Origin of the sequence: Bacillus safensis (assembly GCF_039619585.1) — a bacterium.
GTDB classification, from domain to species: Bacteria; Bacillota; Bacilli; order Bacillales; family Bacillaceae; genus Bacillus; species Bacillus safensis.
On record NZ_CP154909.1, the window covers coordinates 3,662,706 to 3,681,430 of the forward strand.

An 18,725-nucleotide genomic window follows, 5' to 3' on the forward strand; every position below is an offset into this window, starting at 1 on the left:
TTTAACATGTCATCGCATTTACGTTCCTATACAAAAAGAGCGAACCAGATGGGTTCACTCTTTCCAAGCGGATAGTGTTTGATGGACAAACTGTTTTAGTGGAGAAAGCGGATGAATAATAGGAACGCCTGTCTCCCGCTCCACCTGCTTTGCCGCACGAACCATCGAAAGCTGCATCACACAAATGTCTCTCCCTTTTTGCTTCATACATTTTCTCAGCTGCTCCTTGATTTGTTCATCATAGGCTTGCATATCACCGTTTAGGCAGAGATGAAAGACATCCTCCATCACAACCATTTCTACTTCAAGCTGTTTGCCCCGCTCTGTGGCATATGATTCAAGCCGATGCATCGTCCCTTCCACTGTATCTGGGTTGGAAAACACCAGTTGAATAGGCCTTTGTTTCTCACAAATCAGCTCAAATAACGGTTCATCGATCGGAACAATCGGTTGTTTAAAGAGCTGCTGCTGATCACCCAAAGCGGCAATGTATTGTGTACACGTGAGCAGAATGAGATCGGCTTCAATTTCCTGTTTTAATCTGTTGATAGCATACGTTTGCTGCTTGTGTTGATCAAATGCAGGATCTTGTGTCGCGCGTTCTATAAATGATGAATCGACCGTGTGATGCAAATCAACATCTGTATCACCAAACGCATCTTCTATATATGACTGATTGGATGGATGGGCGTGAAGGCAGTGTAATCGAATCATCAGGCTCGCTCCTCGTGAAAGTTTTCAATCATTATATCAATCCTTGTATGAAATAGGGAGCAACATGACCATATTGTTAGGGAGATATTAAAGGAGGGATTCTAATTGAAAGAAGATCAACAGCCTAAATCATCTTCAGAGTCAGAAGAAACCTTAACGAATCGGCAAGGTCATCCCGTAACAGATAATCAAAATATGAGAACTGTCGGGAATAGAGGACCCACTACGCTTGAAAACTACGATTTCCTAGAAAAAATCAGTCATTTTGATCGTGAACGCATCCCTGAACGTGTTGTACATGCACGCGGTGCCGGAGCTCACGGTTACTTTGAAGCCTACGGCACATTCGGGGATGAGCCCATCTCCACCTATACGAGGGCAAAATTGTTTCAGGAAAAAGGGAAAAAGACGCCTGTTTTCGTTCGTTTTTCTTCTGTGATTCACGGCGGTCATTCGCCAGAAACATTACGTGATCCGAGAGGGTTTGCGATTAAATTTTATACAGAGGAAGGCAACTGGGATCTCGTAGGGAACAACCTGAAAATTTTCTTTATTCGAGATGCTTTAAAGTTCCCTGATTTGGTTCATGCCTTTAAGCCTGATCCTGTCACCAATCGTCAGGACGGCGAGCGTATTTTTGATTTTGTCTCACAATCACCTGAGGCGACGCATATGGTGACATTTCTCTTTTCACCATGGGGCATCCCAGCTACATACCGGCACATGCAAGGCTCAGGTGTCCATGCGTACAAATGGGTCAACCATGAAGGAAAAGCGGTGCTGGTTAAATATCATTTTGAACCGAAACAAGGCATTCGCAACCTGACCCAAGAACAGGCGCAAGCGATCCAGGGAGAAAATTTTAACCATGCCACACAGGATTTATATGAAGCCATCGAGCAAGGTGATCATCCTGAATGGGAGGTATATGCACAGATCATGGAAGATGATGCCCACCCTCACCTCGATTTTGACCCGCTAGACCCGACAAAGCTTTGGTACAAGGATGACTACCCATGGAAACCAATCGGACGGATGGTATTAAACAAAAATCCAGAAAACTATTTCGCAGAAGTCGAGCAGGTTGCCTTTGGGACTGGTGTACTCGTAGACGGTTTGGATTTCTCAGATGATAAATTGCTTCAAGGCCGTACCTTCTCCTACTCTGACACGCAGCGATATCGTGTAGGGCCAAACTATTTACAGCTGCCGATCAATGCACCGAAAAAGCATGTCGCCACCAATCAGAGAGACGGTCAAATGGAATACCATGTCGATCAAGGCAAAGGGCAAAATCCCCATGTGAATTATGAGCCGTCGATACTCGGTGGATTAAAAGAAGCCAAACAGGATGGAAAGGATCATACGCCTTTTGTAGAGGGTGAAGTCAAACGAGAAGCCATTGACCGCCCAAACAACTTTGGACAAGCAGGAGAAACGTATCGCCGTTTTAATGATTGGGAGCGTGAGGAACTGATTAAGAACTTAGTCAATACCCTTGCGACATGTCAAAAGGACATTCAAGACCAAATGATCGAAAACTTTACAAAAGCAGACCCTGATTACGGAAAGCGTGTCGCTGACGGCTTAAAAGCCTTTAAACAAGAGCAGCCAAGCGGACCTATCGGCTCTACAGGCGCTGCCGAAGCCGTGGACGATGCCATCAACAACAGCACACCATCAGATCCTTATTAATGAAAAAAAGAATGCAGCGGCGAGGCTGCATTCTTTTTGTTTACATCTTTTAAGCGTTTTGACCTTTTTTGATCCATTCTGCTACATTGACTGTACGTTTTGCCTGATGTTTCACAGCTGCTTCTGCATCCTCTTGGATTTTTCCATTTTGGTCAACAGTGACACTTACGCCATAAGGGTTGCCCCCTGCACCGTATAAGGAATCATCTGTGTATCCAGGAGCGGCAATAATGGCTCCCCAGTGGAACATCGTCGTATATAGGCTGAGAACCGTCTGCTCCTGTCCGCCATTTGCGTTTTGAGCTGAAGTCATCGCGCTGACTGCTTTGTTTGCCAATTTACCTTGGAACCACAAGCCGCCTGTTGTATCTAGGAACTGCTTCATTTGAGCTGGAAGGTTACCGAAACGTGTCGGCATGCTAAAGATGATGGCATCTGCCCACTCTAAATCACTTAATTGAACCTCTGGCACATCCTTTGTTTCGTCTAAATGTGCTTTCCATGCTGGATTTGAAGCGACAACTGCTTCTGGTGCCAATTCAGCAACCTTTAATACTTTGACCTCTGCGCCAGCTTCTTTTGCTCCAGCTTCAGCCCATTTCGCCATCTGATAGTTTGTACCTGTTGAACTATAATAAATAATCGCTAATTTTACGTTTTCCATTTGTTCCAGCTCCTTTTGTTTGTTTTGCCCAAAAAGCTTCTGTAAAAATCCCACCTGTATTCCCCACCTTATTTAAAATTGACGACGATACCATAAAGCCGCAGCATCGACTTCTTCTCTCGTTAGCTGATGTCCGCGATTTTCCCAATGAAGTGTAACCGATGCACCTGCACCCTGCAGCAATTGCTCCAGCTCCTGTGATTCCTCTGGACGGCACATTGGGTCATTTTCACCTGCTGCTATAAAGACTTGTTTCCCTGCTAATGAAGGCAATGAAACTCCGCGTCTTGGAACCATTGGATGATGCAGGATGGCGCCTTTTAGGGCATCCCCATAATGGAATAACAAGCTTCCAGCAATGTTTGCCCCATTGGAATATCCGATAGCTACCACATTGTGACGATCAAATCCATATTCATCAGCTGCTTCACCGATAAATGTATATAGTTCCTCAGTACGCTCAATCAAATCCTGTTCATCAAATACACCCTCTGCCAAACGTCTGAAAAAACGCGGCATGCCGTTTTCTAATACATTCCCTCTCACACTAAGAACAGATGCATCAGGGTCTACTATCTGTGCAAGCGGCAATAAATCTTCTTCCGTCCCGCCAGTTCCGTGCAGTAATAACAGGACAGGTCTTTGTTCATTCTTTCCTTTTCGAAAAAGATGCTTCATCATGAATCTCCTTTCCCTTTAACTTCTCTCACTTCAATTGGAAACACAATTTGTTCAATCTGACGGCGCTGCGCCTCATATTGCGGTGGCAGTTTCAATGCTTCACCCATTGTTTCCACTGATTCATCGTGTGCAAACCCTGGAGGATCAGTAGCGATCTCAAATAATATGCCGCCAAGCTCTCTAAAATAAATAGCATTAAAATAATTTCGATCTTGCACAGGTGTCACTTGATACCCGCTTTGTGCAATATATCTTTGCCAATCTAATTGATCCTGATCATCTGTTGCTCTCCATGCAATATGGTGCACAACTCCAACACCCATACGTCCTCGTGGAACAGGTGTGATGTTCACATCAATGACATTGCCTATTTCACCAAACGAACGGAATCTCACATAGTCTCCTTCTGCTCCGACTCGTTCAAGTCCCATCGTTTGCTCTAGCAGCTGCATCGTTTGCTCCGGCTGCGAAGTTAATAAAACAGCTCCGCCAAATCCTTTAATGGCTACATCTGGTGTGACACCATTAAAGGTCCACTCGTTTTGCTTTCCTTCCGCACGCTCTACCAGCTCAATCAATAAGCCGTGTGGATCTTCAAATGAGAGAAAAGCTTCACCAAAACGTTCAACCGTTTCATAAGAGACATTAAACTGCTCAAGACGATCTTTCCAGAAAGAGAAAGCGCCTGCCGGTACAACATATGTCGTCACGCCCACTTGCCCTGCACCAATTTGACCTTTTTGTGCCCCCGGCCAAGGGAAAAACGTAATAATTGTCCCTGGAGAGCCGCCTTCATTTCCAAAATATAAATGGTATGTGCCCGGATCATCAAAATTCACGGTCTTCTTCACGAGACGAAGTCCTAAAACACCTGCATAAAAATCAACGTTCTCCTGAGGATGACCTACAATAGCTGTAATATGGTGAATTCCTTCTGTTTTTTTCACTTCTCATGCCCTCCTAAATTGAAGTAAGAAACCTCTATTCATTATGTCTTTACTGACGTCTTTATATTATCTCGAATTCGAGATATTAGATCAAAAAAATATATTTATCTCGAATTAAGGATATGATGTTTTTAAATAAATGTCAATGTTTTTTGTTTTTCTTTTAAAAAAGCAGAGCTGTTTTGCATGAAACAGCCCTGCTTTCCCTTGATTATTGCAGCAATTTTTTCTTTTTTAAATAGGCCTTCGCTACCTGAAATGCATCCTTCTCCTTCACATTGACTTCATAATTCATTTCTCTCATCTCATCGTCTGTGATTTGACCCGCAAGCTTATTGAGAGAGGTCTCAATCTCAGGGAATTCAGTTAATGTCTCCTGCCTGAGCAGCGGTGCTCCTTGATATGGCGGGAAAACATGCTGATCATCATCAAGCACCTTTAATTTGTATTGTCTCAATTCACTGTCTGTCGAATACGCATCGACCAAATTGATATCTCCTTTTTGAATCGCTCGATAACGAAGCTTCGGCTCCATCGTCACAACATCGTCAAAGGAAAATTGATATGCTTTTTGAATGCCTCGATACCCATCCTGACGATCAGAAAACTCTAAGGTAAATCCAGCTTTTATACGGTTTTTGACCTTACCTAGATCTGAAATGTTGGACACCTCATATTGATCAGCCAGTGACTGTGGCACGGCTAAAGCATACGTATTGTTGTATGCCATGGGCTCAAGAAGACGGAGCTGAAAGGACGATTCCAATCCACGCCGCGCTTGCTCATACACTTTTCTTTTATCTGTGCTTTTTGCTGTTTCTTTGAGGAATTCAGAAATCGCTGTACCCGTAAACTCAGGATAAATATCGACATCACCAGAGCGTAAAGCCTGGAAAACAAAGGACGTTTTACCAAGACCGGGCTTCAGGTTCACTTGAATATCTGTATCCTGTTCAATTAAAAGCTTATACATCGAGATCAAAATCTCAGGCTCTGATCCTAACTTTCCGCCAATGGTGATTTCTTTCTTTTCTTGCTGAAACAGCGAGGGGACAGCGACAACTGCTCCTGCAATCAGAGCAAAAACAGCTACATAGATCACAGTCTTTTTAAAGGAAATTTTCTCAAAGGTTCGCAGCACCACATCAAATAAAAGTGCGAGTAAGGCTGCTGGTATCGCACCAATGACAATGAGCGACATATCATTTCGATCAATTCCCAGCAGAATTAAGCTTCCTAATCCCCCAGCTCCGATCAGTGCTGCCAGAGTGGCCGTTCCCACAATGAGTACCATCCCGGTTCGGATACCCGCCATGATGACTGGCATGGCAAGTGGAAGCTCTACCTTTAATAACCGTTTGCGATGATTCATCCCCATAGCAAGCGCTGCTTCTCTCAGGGAAGGATCGACCTCCTGAATGCCTGTATATGTATTTCTTAAAATAGGGAGTAAGGCATAGACCACAAGCGCAATAATCGCAGGCACTTGCCCAATCCCCACGAGAGGAATCAGCAAGCCAAGAAGTGCAAGCGACGGAATCGTTTGCAAGACAGCCGTCACCCCAATGATCCATTCCGCTAGCTTTGGAACCCTCGTTAAATAGATACCTAATGGAATGGCAATCAAAATCGCTAAAAATAAAGCAATAAAAGAAATTTGAATATGCTCAAGTAAGGCGTGCCCCAATTGTTCTTTGCGTTCCCATAACACACGGGTCCAATCATTCATGTGACTCGCCCCTCTCTTTAGAAGAATCAGCTAAAAACTGAATCACTGCTTGACGATTCACTAGTCCAATCCGCTCTCCATTCTTTTCAACTGCCAATTCCTCGTGCTTTGCCAATAGAGACAAGGCTTCATCCAGTGTGGCATCTGCTGAGACCGCCTCATAGAGGAAAAGAGCTTCGTGAGCCATCGGGTGGGCCAAGGTTTCCAGCTCAAAAGCTTGATGTCCCACATGGCGGGCAGCCCCTGAAACAAACTCCTTTACAAAGGCATTGGCTGGATGTTGAACCAATTCCTCAGGACGTCCGATCTGCACTACTTTTCCTTCATTCATCACACAAATCCGATCACCCAGCTTCATAGCTTCCTGCATATCATGCGTCACAAAAACAATGGTTTTTTGTATGCGGCGCTGCAAATCAAGCAGATCATCCTGCAATTTCTCCCTCGTTAGTGGATCTAACGCACTAAAAGGTTCATCCATCAGGACAATCTCAGGATCAGCTGCAAGTGCACGTGCCACACCGACACGCTGCTGCTGTCCACCAGAGAGCTCTGCTGGCTTTCGATGCCGATACATAGCAGGATCAAGCCCGACCATCAACATGAGATCATCGACACGCTGATTGGTCTCATTCCGGCTCCATTGTTTAAGCTCTGGCACCACAGCAATATTTTCTTCTATGGTCATATGAGGAAAAAGCGCAATTTGCTGCAAAACATAACCGATATCCCAGCGCAGCTCATACATATCATAATCACTTATTTTTTGACCCTTTATGTAAATCTCACCTTCTGTAGAAGAAATGAGGCGATTGATCATTTTCAATGTCGTCGTTTTCCCGCTGCCACTAGGTCCAATCAATACAAAAAACTCACCTTGCTGAATCTCCAAATCAACAGATTGAACGGCATAGCGTTCATCAGAAAATTGCATCGATACCTTATTAAATTCAATCATCTTCCCACGCCCTGACTGCAATTATTTTCTAGACTACCAATATGACAGATCAACCTCATATTTGTATAGAATAAACTGTCACTTTTACATACTTCCCCTAGGTTGACTGTCAAAAACAACTCTAGCAAAAATAGATGGGATTCACAGTGAGGAAAATAAAAAAAGCGAAGAGCTCGGGGCTCTCCGCTTTTTAAGTCAACGACTTACTCACCAGTAACGTATGGAAGTAATGCCATTTGACGTGATCTTTTGATCGCTAAAGTCAATTTACGTTGATACTTAGCGCTAGTTCCTGTTACACGACGAGGTAAAATTTTACCACGCTCAGAAACAAACTTTCTAAGAAGATCAACATCTTTGTAATCGATGTGCGTGATACCGTTAGAAGTAAAGAAACATACTTTACGACGTTTCGCACGACCGCCTCTGCGTCCACCTGCCATTTGTTTTCACACCTTTCCTTTAGTCATTTTTTCAGATCAATTAGAATGGCAAATCATCATCGGAGATGTCAATCGGTTTACCATCGTTCGCAAATGGGTCATCATTAAAGCTATTTCCCTGATTACGATTTTGGTTGTTTTGATTGCCATATGGATTTTGACTTGGTTCATTTCCAAATGGATTCTGATCGTTTTGGCTACCGCCATAATACTGGCCTCCGCTATTGCCACCGCCGCTGTATCCACCTGAACCAGCACCGCCGCTCTTAGGCTCAAGAAATTGAACACTTTCAGCTTGAACCTCTGTCACGAAGACACGCTGTCCTTGCTGATTTTCATAGTTTCTTGTCTGCAAACGACCGTCTACACCGGCAAGACTTCCTTTTTTCAAGAAATTAGCCACGTTCTCGGCTTGTCTTCTCCAAGTAACACAGTTAATGAAATCGGCTTCACGCTCTCCAGATTGATTCGTAAACGTACGATTCACAGCTAGAGTAAACGTGGCTACAGCCGCACCATTAGGCGTGTAGCGAAGCTCAGGGTCTTTTGTTAGTCTTCCGACCAATACAACACGGTTTAGCATATTGAAAGACCACCTTTAAATATATATTTCAATGATTTATACTTCTTCTTTAACAACAATGTGTCGAATGATATCGTCACTGATCTTAGCTAAGCGGTCAAATTCTTGAACTGCTGCAGCGTCAGATTGAACGTTTACGATTTGGTAGAAACCGTCACGGAAATCATTGATTTCGTATGCAAGACGACGTTTACCCCAATCCTTTGTTCCAGTGATCTCCGCACCGTTAGAAGTTAACACGTTATTGAAACGCTCGATAACTGCTTTTTTAGCCTCATCGTCAACTGTTGGGCGGATGATGTACATAACTTCGTACTTTCTCATCTGATTGCACCTCCTTTTGGTCTAAGCGGCCCTAAACGGGCAAGGAGCAATAAATTATATTACTCACAATTGTATATTATAACAAATCACTTGGCCTATGACAAGAACCTATACATTAAAACGGAAATGAATGACGTCTCCATCTTTCACTACATATTCTTTGCCTTCTAGACGAACTTTTCCTGCTTCTTTAGCAGCAGACATGCTTCCGCCAGCTAGTAAATCCTCATACGCAACCGTTTCAGCACGAATAAATCCACGCTCAAAGTCTGTGTGGATGATTCCAGCACATTCTGGCGCTTTCATTCCTTTTTTAAATGTCCAAGCACGTACCTCTTGCTCACCTGCTGTGAAATACGTAGCTAATCCTAGAAGTGAATAAGATGCTCTAATTAGCTGATCAAGCCCTGACTCATTAATACCAAGCTCGTCAAGGAACATTTGCTTCTCTTCTCCTTCAAGCTCTGCAATTTCAGACTCGATCTTTGCACAAACGACGATGACTTCAGCGTTTTCACCAGAAGCAAACTCACGGATTTGCTGCACATATTCGTTGCCCTCATGATCCGCTACTTCATCCTCACTCACATTTGCTACATAAAGAACTGGTTTAGATGTGAGTAAATGAAGCTGTTTCACAAGCTTTTGCTGTTCATCTGTAAATTCTACAGATCTTGCCGATTTCCCAGCTTCAAATGCGTTCATTAGCTTCGACAAAATCTCAAATTCAGCTACTGCTTCCTTGTCCTTTTGTTTTGCAAGCTTACTCACACGAGCTAAACGCTTTTCAACTGTTTCTAAATCAGCCAAAATCAATTCGAGATTAATCGTTTCAATATCTGCTACAGGATCAACCTTACCAGCTACGTGTGTAATGTTATCGTCTGCAAAAGCTCTGACCACGTGACAAATCGCATCTACTTGACGAATATGAGAAAGGAATTTATTCCCTAAACCTTCACCTTTAGATGCACCTTTGACAATACCCGCAATATCAGTGAATTCGAAAGCAGTGGGAACTGTCTTTTTCGGCTGCACCAATTCTGTTAGCTTTTGTAAACGCTCGTCAGGAACTTCTACAATTCCGACGTTTGGATCAATGGTACAAAACGGATAGTTAGCAGACTCCGCTCCAGCCTGTGTAATTGCATTAAATAGCGTTGACTTCCCGACGTTAGGTAAGCCAACAATACCAGCTGTTAAAGCCATTCTTTCATCTCCTCTATATCAAACGTGCTCGTTATACTGCGTAATATGAACCTAGAGCAATTATAAGTAGGTTTACATGAAAAGACAAGCTAACCATCATGCATTTTCAATAGAAGAAACATCGTCAAAAAGAATAAATCAATGCTTCAAAACGAGAAATTGCACCTGGCTTTGCTGTAGAAAAGACAAATTTAATGAAAAAAGCATGAGGCCTACTTAAGCAGTTGGCTCCTCATGCTTGACGAGAATTTTCTTCATTTTTCGTTCAAAATCTCTTCTTGGGATCATCACGCTGTGTCCGCAGCCTTCACATTTAATACGGATATCCATGCCCAAACGAATGACCTTCCACCGATTGGCACCACATGGATGGGGCTTTTTCATTTCTACAACATCATGTAACCCAAACGCTTTGTCTGCCATCAGCCTTCACCTCTCCTTGCTCACTTCATTGAATCTATTGTACAAAAAAACGGCGATGGAGGGCAATGCACAAAACAAAGAGTCTCTTTCAATCGTTCATCCTATTCTTTTTTAGAGAAAAAACCCTTCTTTTAGATCATTTTATTTGTGACCAATAGTTACTTAAACTCCGTTTTTTTTCAATATTGTCACAAACACTGTAGGTCAAAAGGTTTTTATTGGTAGAACGCGGTGGTTTTTCCATATTTTTTGATTTATGATATCTGCATAAATGTTATGTGAGGGAGCAGGTACGATGGTCAATCGAAAGGATAGATTAACTGATAAAGAATATAAAATCATATCCGATCATGCTGGAAATATCGACAATTACCAGCAGCACCATACAATAGAAATAGGTCAGCAAACACTCACTGTCCACGATTTTCTAAAGATCGACCGAAAATTATATGGTTTAACAATGCAGCCGGAACAATCAGATGAATTCATCGTCGCTTTTCACTGCCCGCTGCCACATCAAATGACGGTGTCATCTAAGCAAGATGTACACAACGCAGCACAGTCATTGCTCAAAACTGACTATGCCTATCCAATTGAAAGAAAGTCCCTTGATGGCAATCAAGGCCATGTCTTTTTTAAAGGGAAGGAATACATAGAGAAAGTCTGTCAGAAGCATCCGAATGCAGGTATCCATCTCACTGGACAAGCACTTGCCGGTGCTGTTTGTGCTTATATTGCAACAGAACAGCCAGCTGTCAAAAAAGCCGTCACCTTTGACAGCCCAAATATATGGAGCAGCCTGTCGCCTTCGATTCAGCAAAAGGCGCAGCAAGGTCAATATAAACGCATGTTGACTGAATATATTCAGCCTAGTCATTACGTCGGTTTACTCAATCGTCATGATCAAGGAGTTGGACAAATCAAGTACACCGTACCGCCACGGCAGCAAGACTCAGTCCAAGAATCCGTAAAATACAAAAAAAGAGAAATTGACACCTTTTTAAAATCAGCTTTTGCATCTATGAATATAGAATGGAACGAATCTTTTGATACAAATGCTTTTTTAGCTCTCGTTTCAGGTGAATTCAAAGCAAATGGATATTCATTCCATCCAAATGGATCTGCCCGTATTTTAGATGAACAGCTTGATCATAATACAAGTTTTACAGCCATGCTGCTGCAAGAGATTCATTCTGGACGTGCATATGCACAAAACGGACTTGAAATTATCATAAAATCCCATTTACTGAAAAATTCATCCTATGATCTGCAAAGTATTATTGAACATGAAGTGCACACTGTATTTGAAAAAATCGATGGAATTGATGAAAGCGTAAAAGACGCCGTCCATCATGTAAAACAAGAACTCAAAGGACTCGTCGGCTTTGGCCACTATGATTTATTAAGTCATAGTGATGTGGAAGCACTGGTAGAGGAAGTCAGGATGGAACAGTCGCATTCCTCCTTTTATTCACACGAAAAACAGCTGAATGCCTTGTACACCCTGAGGGATTACGAACAAGAGCTTTCTGCTCTTTCAAGACATATGTACACAATGGGTGATGACTACGCCAAGGCAGATAGACGCCTTGCGATGCAAATGGGTATTCATTAAGAAAGGAGTCATCGCATGATCAATCAAAATAAGCCTCCTAGTGACGCCCAGCGTTTCTTGCAAAATGTGAGTGCCCGCCGCTCCATGTCTGTATTCGAAAATCAATCGGCACCACACACACAAACACAGTCTCCTGAAGAAATCGCCGCCATTCAGGCCATGCGCAGAGAAGGACAGCGAAAGGATCTAAAACGGCTGCTCAAAATGCGGCTGCACGACGAATTAGCAAATACTCGCGTGCACTTGGAATATCAATTGTCTAAAACAGAAGACATGATAAACCAGACGACCATTGTCAAACAACACATTTCCCAGCATTTAAAGGGACAGGCCATTTCAGAATTAGAGGATCGCCTCCAGCGTCTCAAGCAAATGCCTGTCTATGATGATATCAAAGAAGCTATTGATTCAATTCAGATCAAATAAGCACAGCTCTAAAAAAGAGAGGTGCTTATTTTATTTTATCAATATAATTTTTTAGGACGAGAAAATATCTTTTTACTTAAAATCGGATACAGCATTAAACAGACGAGCAAATAAAGATTCAACAAACTATAAATTGGATACAAGAACGCAATCAAATCAGCAAATCCAAGAGATGTCAAAGGGGCCATCAAAAGAAGCATCACCAATACAACCAGCCAGCGGGGCATTCGTACAAAAGAAAGCATTCGGCTGGATAAGCCAAATAAACCTGCTGCCGTCGTCGTATAAATCGCTAGACAAAGGACAATGGTCATAAACACAAACAAAGACGTCGGCGCCCCTTCTAATACTGTAAACAAAGGAATTCCCTCTGCTGAAAGGCTTCCAGAAATATCAACCAGTATTTCGTTATACACATACGAGATCACACCAAAGATGAGACCGCTTAATATACTCGCCACTTTGGCTTCCCCCAGCCCCTTCATTTCTTTCCCAACCGAAGACAGCACTGCCACAACAGATAATATATTCAAAGAAGCAAAAACAATGCTGGCAGGCCAATTGTACTGCTGCCCAAAATCAATACGCCACATATGATCATGATTCATATAATAAAAAACAAACGCATAGATGAGCCCCGCCACCAAAATTGGTATAATGAAAGCATTCACAGATAAAAGCCCTTTCACATCCCAGAAAAAAATCATAAATGAAAACAAACAGAACGCGCCGATGCCAACCCAAAAAGGCACATGATACATCTCAAGAGTCACCCCGCCGCCAGCAATCATGACCGTCGTTGTCGTGAATAAATAAAGGACAATTAACACGTCATACACCTTAGCCAGCCATGGACCGACAAGCCGTTCCAGCACTGGCACAAAGTGATCGGCACGCACCTCATAACTGATTTTTAACACCACATAAGTAGACAGCATAAACATCAATGTAAACAGTAGAATGGCTAGTCCGCTATCAATGCCAAAAAACTGCCAAATTTCCTGGCCGGAAGCATATCCCGCTCCTATTAAGCTTCCTAAAATTAAAAGCGTCCACCTTGAACCAGCCTTCCACACAATCATCACCTCATAGGTATAGAATTAAGCTTGTTTCCGTATACTGTTACTAACTACTATGACAAGGAAGTGAGACCTATGAATAGCAAGAACGGTCTTTTTTTTAGAAATAGGGTGAAAGAATATGTGTCCCATACGGATACAAACGCCATTCAACAGCTTAAAAGTATTTTATTCTCGCATCTTCAGAAAGCAGGAAAAAGACCCGTTGCCATCGTTTGTATTGGAACAGACCGCTCAACTGGCGACTCTCTAGGTCCACTTGTTGGTTCAAAGCTTTCAGGTCTGGATTTGAAAAAGCTTCATGTATATGGAACACTCTCTGACCCAGTGCATGCGGTCAATTTAAAAGAAAAACTCGCTGAAATTGAACAAGCTCATAAACACCCGTTTATTGTAGCGGTTGATGCCTGTTTAGGAAGAGTAAAAAGTGTCGGTTCTTTCCAAATTGGAGATGGACCGTTAAAGCCTGGAGCTGGTGTGCAAAAAGAGCTTCCAGAGGTAGGAGATATTCATATTAATGGGATCGTCAATGTGAGTGGTTTCATGGAATACTTCGTCCTCCAAAACACACGTCTTCATCTTGTCATGTCTATGGCCAATACACTTTCTGAAAGTCTATCTCACATTGACCAAATGGATTGGACGAGAGAAAAAAGCCGGTCTCTCTTCACCCCTATTCAAAATATCACTGGAAGAATATAAAAAAGACCATCTCATATCAAGATGGTCACTCTGATGATTCCCTCGTAGAAAGCAATTCAAGGATTCTGTCTAAATCTTCATTTGAGAGGAATTCAATCTCAATTTTACCTTTTTTCTTCTGTTTCTTGATCGTCACTGAAGTACCAAAGTAGTTTTGTAAGAAAGACTCTCTTTCTTTCAACACTCGATCCTTTGGTGCTTCTTTTTTCTTTGTTTCACGTGGAACATTTTCGTTTAACTGCTGAACAAGTTTCTCAACCTGTCGTACGTTTAACCCCTCATCCACGATTTTCTTTACCAAAGGCGCCAGCTTCTTTTTGTTCTTTAAGCTAAGCAATGTCCGGCCATGTCCCATTGATAACGTTCCATTTGCAATCAGCTTTTGGATCTCATCCGGTAAAGTCAACAGACGGAGATGGTTCGCAATATGCGGTCTGCTTTTCCCTAATCGCTTCGCTAATTCCTCTTGCGTCACACTTAGATGATCCAGCAAGGAAGCATACGCTTCCGCTTCCTCTAGTGGAGAGAGATCCTCACGCTGCAGGTTTTCTAAAAGGGCAATTTCTCTCATCAGCGTTTCTGAAAACTCTCGAACGATTGCAGGAATTGTTGTCAGACCAGCTTGTTGTGCTGCGCGAAAACGACGTTCTCCTGCTACTATGTCATATCCTTTAATCGATTTACGAACAATGATCGGCTGTAAAACACCGTGCTGCTGAATGGATTCTTTCAGATCAGACAATGCATCATCATCAAACGTTTTCCTTGGCTGATAAGGATTCGGACGCAAATCCTTTAATTTAATTTCTTCAACCGTTTCTTCATTTGAGTCTACGTTGTTAAATAGTGCATTAATACCCTTTCCAAGACCTTTAGCCATTCGCATCCACTTCCTTTGCTAAGTCTAAATAGACATCTGCACCTCTTGAACGTGGATCATACAAGATAATCGGCTTTCCATGACTTGGCGCTTCACTCAGCCTCACATTTCTCGGAATAACGGTTTGATAGACTTTATCTCTAAAGTACTTCTTCACTTCTTCGATAACCTGAATCCCAAGATTTGTTCGGGCATCAAGCATTGTCAGCAAGACACCTTCAATGGCAAGATCGGTATTTAGATGTTTCTGCACGAGACGAACTGTGTTTAACAATTGGCTCAATCCTTCAAGCGCATAATATTCGCACTGAACTGGTATTAAAACGGAATCGGATGCAGTTAACGCATTAATCGTCAGCAGTCCAAGTGATGGCGGGCAGTCAATAATCATATAATCATAATTCTGCTTAACAGATTCAAGTGCTCTCTTCAGCCTCACTTCACGTGAGATTGTAGGCACAAGCTCTATTTCAGCCCCTGCAAGCTGTATCGTCGCAGGAATGACATCAAGATTTTCGACCTCTGTCGTCTTAATCACATCAAGAACATCTGCATCATCAACTAAAATATCGTACACACACTTCTCTACGTCGGCCTTCTCAATCCCAATACCACTCGTGGCATTGCCCTGCGGATCAATATCAACTAACAACACTCGTTTGCCTATGTATGCTAAACACGCACCCAAATTAACAGAAGTTGTCGTCTTCCCGACGCCGCCCTTCTGGTTGGTAATCGCTATGATTTTCCCCACGATGTCACCCACTTTCAACTTAACAAGTTTCTCATTCATTCATACTTCCTATTCTATCAAAAAAAGTATGAAACGTTTGCTTTTTTTGTTTCCCTATTATAAATTCGTCGGTGAATGTGCCTTTTCGTACATAAAAGAACGAATGAAAACACATCTGAAAAGTATATTGATATATCTTTTTTTAAGAAATAGACATGCATCAAAACCCTCACTTCTATCAAAAGTGAGGGTCACATATTAAAAGTATAATTCACCTATTTTACGGCCTTCACTGACAATGACCTTAGGAGTTACTGTTTTATAGCTTTTCTTTTTTAAAAATCCATAGGGTGTCTTAATGGTAAAAGTCGCATGTCCCAAAGCGTCCCCTGTTTTGCCATAGGCCTGCCACACGATCTTTGAACAATAAGTCGGGTCCAATGATTGAATTGACATGGTGATGGAGTAGCGAGCCTTCGGATGATCTTTCACATAATCGTGTGCCCATTCCCCTGCTAAATCTGCCTTCTCCTCTTGATTAATCCGAATTACCTTTGTATTGGCACTATAGCGAAACCAGTTATGAATGGAATCAAGTTGAGGATGCTTTCGAAACCCTGGAATAGAAGCATAGCTTTTCTCATTAATGACGATACCTGCATGTCCAACCAAACCCTTCACAGCATCAGTGGTTGTCACCAAGATATCTCCTTTTTTAGGAATAATATCGGTACCAGGATACGGCTTTCCTAAAAGTTGCTTGAGGGTGTGCGGCTTTTCATCCGTCACCAGCTCATCATGCTTATTTTGTCGTAAACCATAGTTCTTCAAATCATCGTCAGCTGTAATCAAGTCGATCGAATCGTCGGAAGACGCATACTCTTGATTAAATTGCTGTACAGTCACATCTTTAGAAACAACACCTTGCTTCTTCAAAACGTTCAATTCTTCGTTGGTCATCAGGCCTTCATCCGCATGAGCCGTTGGCGATTTCACAGCGTATATTGTCGCTTCATTTGGAAAAACAGAAAAAGAAATTAGTAAATAGCAAATAATGGCGAAAATAGTCTTCTTCATTTTCATCAGTAGTTGTCACCTCCTTTATACTATGAAAATCATATTTTACCAATTTATAAATATTATGTAAATATGGTGTGTGCAGGAAATAAGACAAACAAAAAAAGCTGACGAGTGGCGCTCATCAGCTTTTTTCTATTTAGGAATTCGAATCGTTAATTGGATATATTCCTCAAACTCTTCTTCCTCGGTATTTATTTTAAGTCCGCTGTCTTCTACCATGTGGAGAGACTGACGAATGGTATTCATCGCAATTCGTGTATCACGACTAAACGCCTTACGTTTTGGCTTCGGTTTGCGATCCGTTTTTTGTTCAAGCATCTTCACTACACGCTCTTCAGTCTGTTTCACATTCAACTGCTTTTCGATGATTTCCTGCAATAGCGCGATTTGTAATTCTGGAAGCTTTAGGGGCACAAGTGAACGTGCATGCCTTTCAGAGATTTTTTTCTCTAAAATGGCTTGTTGTACCTCTTCAGGCAACTTTAAAAGTCTTAATTTGTTAGCAACAGTTGATTGTCCCTTGCCTAAACGCTGAGCAAGCGCCTCTTGTGTTAAATCATGAAGCTCTAAAAGACGTGCATAAGCATGAGCCTCTTCAATAGAAGACAGCTCTTCTCTTTGCAAATTTTCAATCAATGCCACAGATGCCGTTTCCGTATCAGTAAAATCTTTTATAATAGCGGGGATTTTCTCCCATTGAAGAGTCTGTACCGCTCTCCAACGTCTTTCGCCGGCGATCAGTTCATATTTTCCTTCTTCTTCTGTTGGTCTAACAACAATCGGTTGGATAATGCCATGGGTATGAATCGTCGTGGCCAGCTCTTGTATCTTTTCTTCTGAAAAAATGGTGCGTGGCTGAAAACGGTTTGGCATAATTGTGTCGACCGGGAGCTCCTGTATCTCTTCCTTTAATGTATCATGCTCAGCAATCTCTGCCTCTATTTCGGTTTCACGCTCAGGATGTTCTTTGTCTCCAAGCCCGAAGAAGCGTGAGAGTGAATGCTTCATGAACCTACACCACCTTTAAAAACTACCTTTTTATAATTCTATTTTCTCATGTTTTTTCCTTCTGTAAAATCATAAATATTGAAGAAAAACCGACCTTTTACATGATCAACCTTCTATTGGTGATTTATTAGGTGTTCCTGGTTTTCTAGGATATTTTTTTGGTGTTTGCTTTTTCTTTTCAATGACAATGATGTTCCGTTCGCTTTCTTCTAAAGGAAGAACAAAGGAATGCTTTTCAACAACCTCTCCTCCGAGGACTGTGACAGCTTTTTTCCCTGCTTGCATTTCTTCATCAGCGGCAGATGCTTTTAAGGCAACAAACAATCCTTCCTTTTTCACTAGAGGCAGACATAGTTCGCTCAAGACGGATAAACGTGCAACTGCTCTAGCAGTGACAAGATCATAGCTTTCACGCTTTTCCTTACGTTGTCCAAACGTTTCCGCACGATCATGATAAAAAGTAGTATCTTGTAAGTTTAATCCTTTTGCTAACTCATTGAGAAACGTAATTCGTTTCTGAAGAGAATCAACAATGGTCACATGTAGATGAGGGAAACAAATTTTAAGAGGAATGCTTGGAAAACCAGCACCAGCTCCAATATCACAAATCGTCGTCACTTTGTGAAAATCAATAAAAAATGCTGCTGATATTGAATCATAAAAATGCTTTAAATACACTTCTTCCTTTTCAGTAATGGACGTTAAATTCATTTTCTCGTTCCATTCTACAAGCATGCGGAAGTAGGTTTCAAATTGTTCAAGCTGCACAGGAGAAAGAGTGATCCCTTTCTCCTCTAGTGCTGCTGTAAATTGTTCAATGTTCATGCCGACA

General features: G+C 42.0%; 21 protein-coding genes. 4 read left to right on the forward strand and 17 right to left on the reverse strand.

What is annotated here, in order from left to right; translation table 11 throughout:
- Positions 1-54 precede the first annotated feature (54 nt).
- On the reverse strand, positions 55-714 hold the full coding sequence (locus AAYR28_RS18790; RefSeq protein ID WP_120208899.1) for an aspartate/glutamate racemase family protein: 660 nt from the start codon (positions 712-714) through the stop codon (positions 55-57).
- A gap of 105 nt (positions 715-819) precedes the next feature.
- Between AAYR28_RS18790 and katX the strand changes: the two genes are divergently transcribed.
- A complete protein-coding gene (gene katX / locus AAYR28_RS18795; RefSeq protein ID WP_034283627.1) occupies positions 820-2,409 on the forward strand; it encodes a catalase KatX in 1,590 nt (529 codons plus the stop codon).
- 49 nt (positions 2,410-2,458) lie between these two features.
- On the opposite strand, the gene wrbA is transcribed toward katX, so the two are convergent.
- The 10 genes from wrbA to AAYR28_RS18845 all read right to left on the reverse strand — a co-directional run bounded on the left by wrbA (position 2,459) and on the right by AAYR28_RS18845 (position 10,370).
- Positions 2,459-3,073 carry an NAD(P)H:quinone oxidoreductase gene (gene wrbA, locus AAYR28_RS18800; RefSeq protein WP_034283654.1) on the reverse strand — a complete coding sequence of 205 codons (615 nt, stop codon included), beginning with the start codon at positions 3,071-3,073 and terminating at the stop codon, positions 2,459-2,461.
- 72 nt (positions 3,074-3,145) lie between these two features.
- The gene (locus AAYR28_RS18805; RefSeq protein WP_034622294.1) at positions 3,146-3,754 is read right to left on the reverse strand and encodes an alpha/beta hydrolase; all 609 of its coding nucleotides are present in this window, start codon (positions 3,752-3,754) and stop codon (positions 3,146-3,148) included.
- Positions 3,751-4,701, reverse strand: coding sequence for a ring-cleaving dioxygenase (locus tag AAYR28_RS18810; protein ID WP_120208897.1), 951 nt, complete (start codon positions 4,699-4,701; stop codon positions 3,751-3,753). Before AAYR28_RS18810 ends, AAYR28_RS18805 begins: the two co-directional genes overlap by 4 nt.
- 211 nt (positions 4,702-4,912) lie before the next feature.
- Positions 4,913-6,430: an osmoprotectant update ABC transporter permease/substrate-binding subunit OpuFB gene (gene opuFB / locus AAYR28_RS18815; protein WP_120208895.1), complete on the reverse strand. Its 1,518-nt coding sequence runs from the start codon at positions 6,428-6,430 to the stop codon at positions 4,913-4,915.
- A complete protein-coding gene (locus AAYR28_RS18820; RefSeq protein WP_120208893.1) occupies positions 6,423-7,388 on the reverse strand; it encodes an ABC transporter ATP-binding protein in 966 nt (321 codons plus the stop codon). Before AAYR28_RS18820 ends, opuFB begins: the two co-directional genes overlap by 8 nt.
- A gap of 203 nt (positions 7,389-7,591) precedes the next feature.
- Entirely contained in the window at positions 7,592-7,831 is a 240-nt protein-coding gene (gene rpsR, locus AAYR28_RS18825; RefSeq protein ID WP_008359105.1) for a 30S ribosomal protein S18, read from the reverse strand.
- Positions 7,832-7,871: 40 nt separating this feature from the next.
- Positions 7,872-8,414: a single-stranded DNA-binding protein SsbA gene (ssbA, locus tag AAYR28_RS18830; protein ID WP_007497456.1), complete on the reverse strand. Its 543-nt coding sequence runs from the start codon at positions 8,412-8,414 to the stop codon at positions 7,872-7,874.
- Between the two features lie 36 nt (positions 8,415-8,450).
- On the reverse strand, positions 8,451-8,738 hold the full coding sequence (gene rpsF, locus AAYR28_RS18835; protein WP_024424058.1) for a 30S ribosomal protein S6: 288 nt from the start codon (positions 8,736-8,738) through the stop codon (positions 8,451-8,453).
- A gap of 108 nt (positions 8,739-8,846) precedes the next feature.
- Positions 8,847-9,947 carry a redox-regulated ATPase YchF gene (gene ychF / locus AAYR28_RS18840; protein ID WP_120208891.1) on the reverse strand — a complete coding sequence of 367 codons (1,101 nt, stop codon included), beginning with the start codon at positions 9,945-9,947 and terminating at the stop codon, positions 8,847-8,849.
- Positions 9,948-10,163: 216 nt separating this feature from the next.
- Positions 10,164-10,370 (reverse strand): DUF951 domain-containing protein, encoded by a 207-nt coding sequence (locus tag AAYR28_RS18845; protein ID WP_008347561.1) that lies wholly within the window; start codon positions 10,368-10,370, stop codon positions 10,164-10,166.
- Positions 10,371-10,665: 295 nt separating this feature from the next.
- Here AAYR28_RS18845 and AAYR28_RS18850 point away from each other — a divergent pair, with 295 nt between their 5' ends.
- Positions 10,666-11,985, forward strand: a complete 1,320-nt coding sequence (locus AAYR28_RS18850) for a hydrolase (RefSeq protein WP_120208888.1) — start codon at positions 10,666-10,668, stop codon at positions 11,983-11,985.
- A 15-nt stretch (positions 11,986-12,000) separates the two neighbouring features.
- Positions 12,001-12,411: a hypothetical protein gene (locus tag AAYR28_RS18855; RefSeq protein WP_034283636.1), complete on the forward strand. Its 411-nt coding sequence runs from the start codon at positions 12,001-12,003 to the stop codon at positions 12,409-12,411.
- Between the two features lie 38 nt (positions 12,412-12,449).
- Here the strand turns inward: AAYR28_RS18855 and AAYR28_RS18860 are convergent, their stop codons facing one another.
- Complete coding sequence (locus AAYR28_RS18860) at positions 12,450-13,490, reverse strand: YkvI family membrane protein (RefSeq protein WP_227001755.1); 1,041 nt, start codon at positions 13,488-13,490, stop codon at positions 12,450-12,452.
- Positions 13,491-13,565: 75 nt separating this feature from the next.
- Between AAYR28_RS18860 and yyaC the strand changes: the two genes are divergently transcribed.
- Positions 13,566-14,192: a spore protease YyaC gene (yyaC, locus tag AAYR28_RS18865; protein WP_034283638.1), complete on the forward strand. Its 627-nt coding sequence runs from the start codon at positions 13,566-13,568 to the stop codon at positions 14,190-14,192.
- Positions 14,193-14,217: 25 nt separating this feature from the next.
- On the opposite strand, the gene AAYR28_RS18870 is transcribed toward yyaC, so the two are convergent.
- The 5 genes from AAYR28_RS18870 to rsmG all read right to left on the reverse strand — a co-directional run bounded on the left by AAYR28_RS18870 (position 14,218) and on the right by rsmG (position 18,718).
- Positions 14,218-15,072, reverse strand: coding sequence for a ParB/RepB/Spo0J family partition protein (locus tag AAYR28_RS18870; RefSeq protein WP_046312548.1), 855 nt, complete (start codon positions 15,070-15,072; stop codon positions 14,218-14,220).
- Complete coding sequence (soj, locus tag AAYR28_RS18875) at positions 15,065-15,826, reverse strand: sporulation initiation inhibitor protein Soj (RefSeq protein ID WP_008360890.1); 762 nt, start codon at positions 15,824-15,826, stop codon at positions 15,065-15,067. The genes AAYR28_RS18870 and soj overlap by 8 nt, the downstream gene beginning before the upstream one ends.
- A 237-nt stretch (positions 15,827-16,063) precedes the next feature.
- Positions 16,064-16,888, reverse strand: coding sequence for an orthopoxovirus pf05708 family protein (locus AAYR28_RS18880; protein ID WP_034283641.1), 825 nt, complete (start codon positions 16,886-16,888; stop codon positions 16,064-16,066).
- Positions 16,889-17,017: 129 nt separating this feature from the next.
- On the reverse strand, positions 17,018-17,893 hold the full coding sequence (gene noc, locus AAYR28_RS18885) for a nucleoid occlusion protein (RefSeq protein ID WP_024424067.1): 876 nt from the start codon (positions 17,891-17,893) through the stop codon (positions 17,018-17,020).
- A gap of 105 nt (positions 17,894-17,998) precedes the next feature.
- Entirely contained in the window at positions 17,999-18,718 is a 720-nt protein-coding gene (gene rsmG, locus AAYR28_RS18890) for a 16S rRNA (guanine(527)-N(7))-methyltransferase RsmG (protein ID WP_024424068.1), read from the reverse strand.
- Between the last annotated feature and the right edge of the window lie 7 nt (positions 18,719-18,725).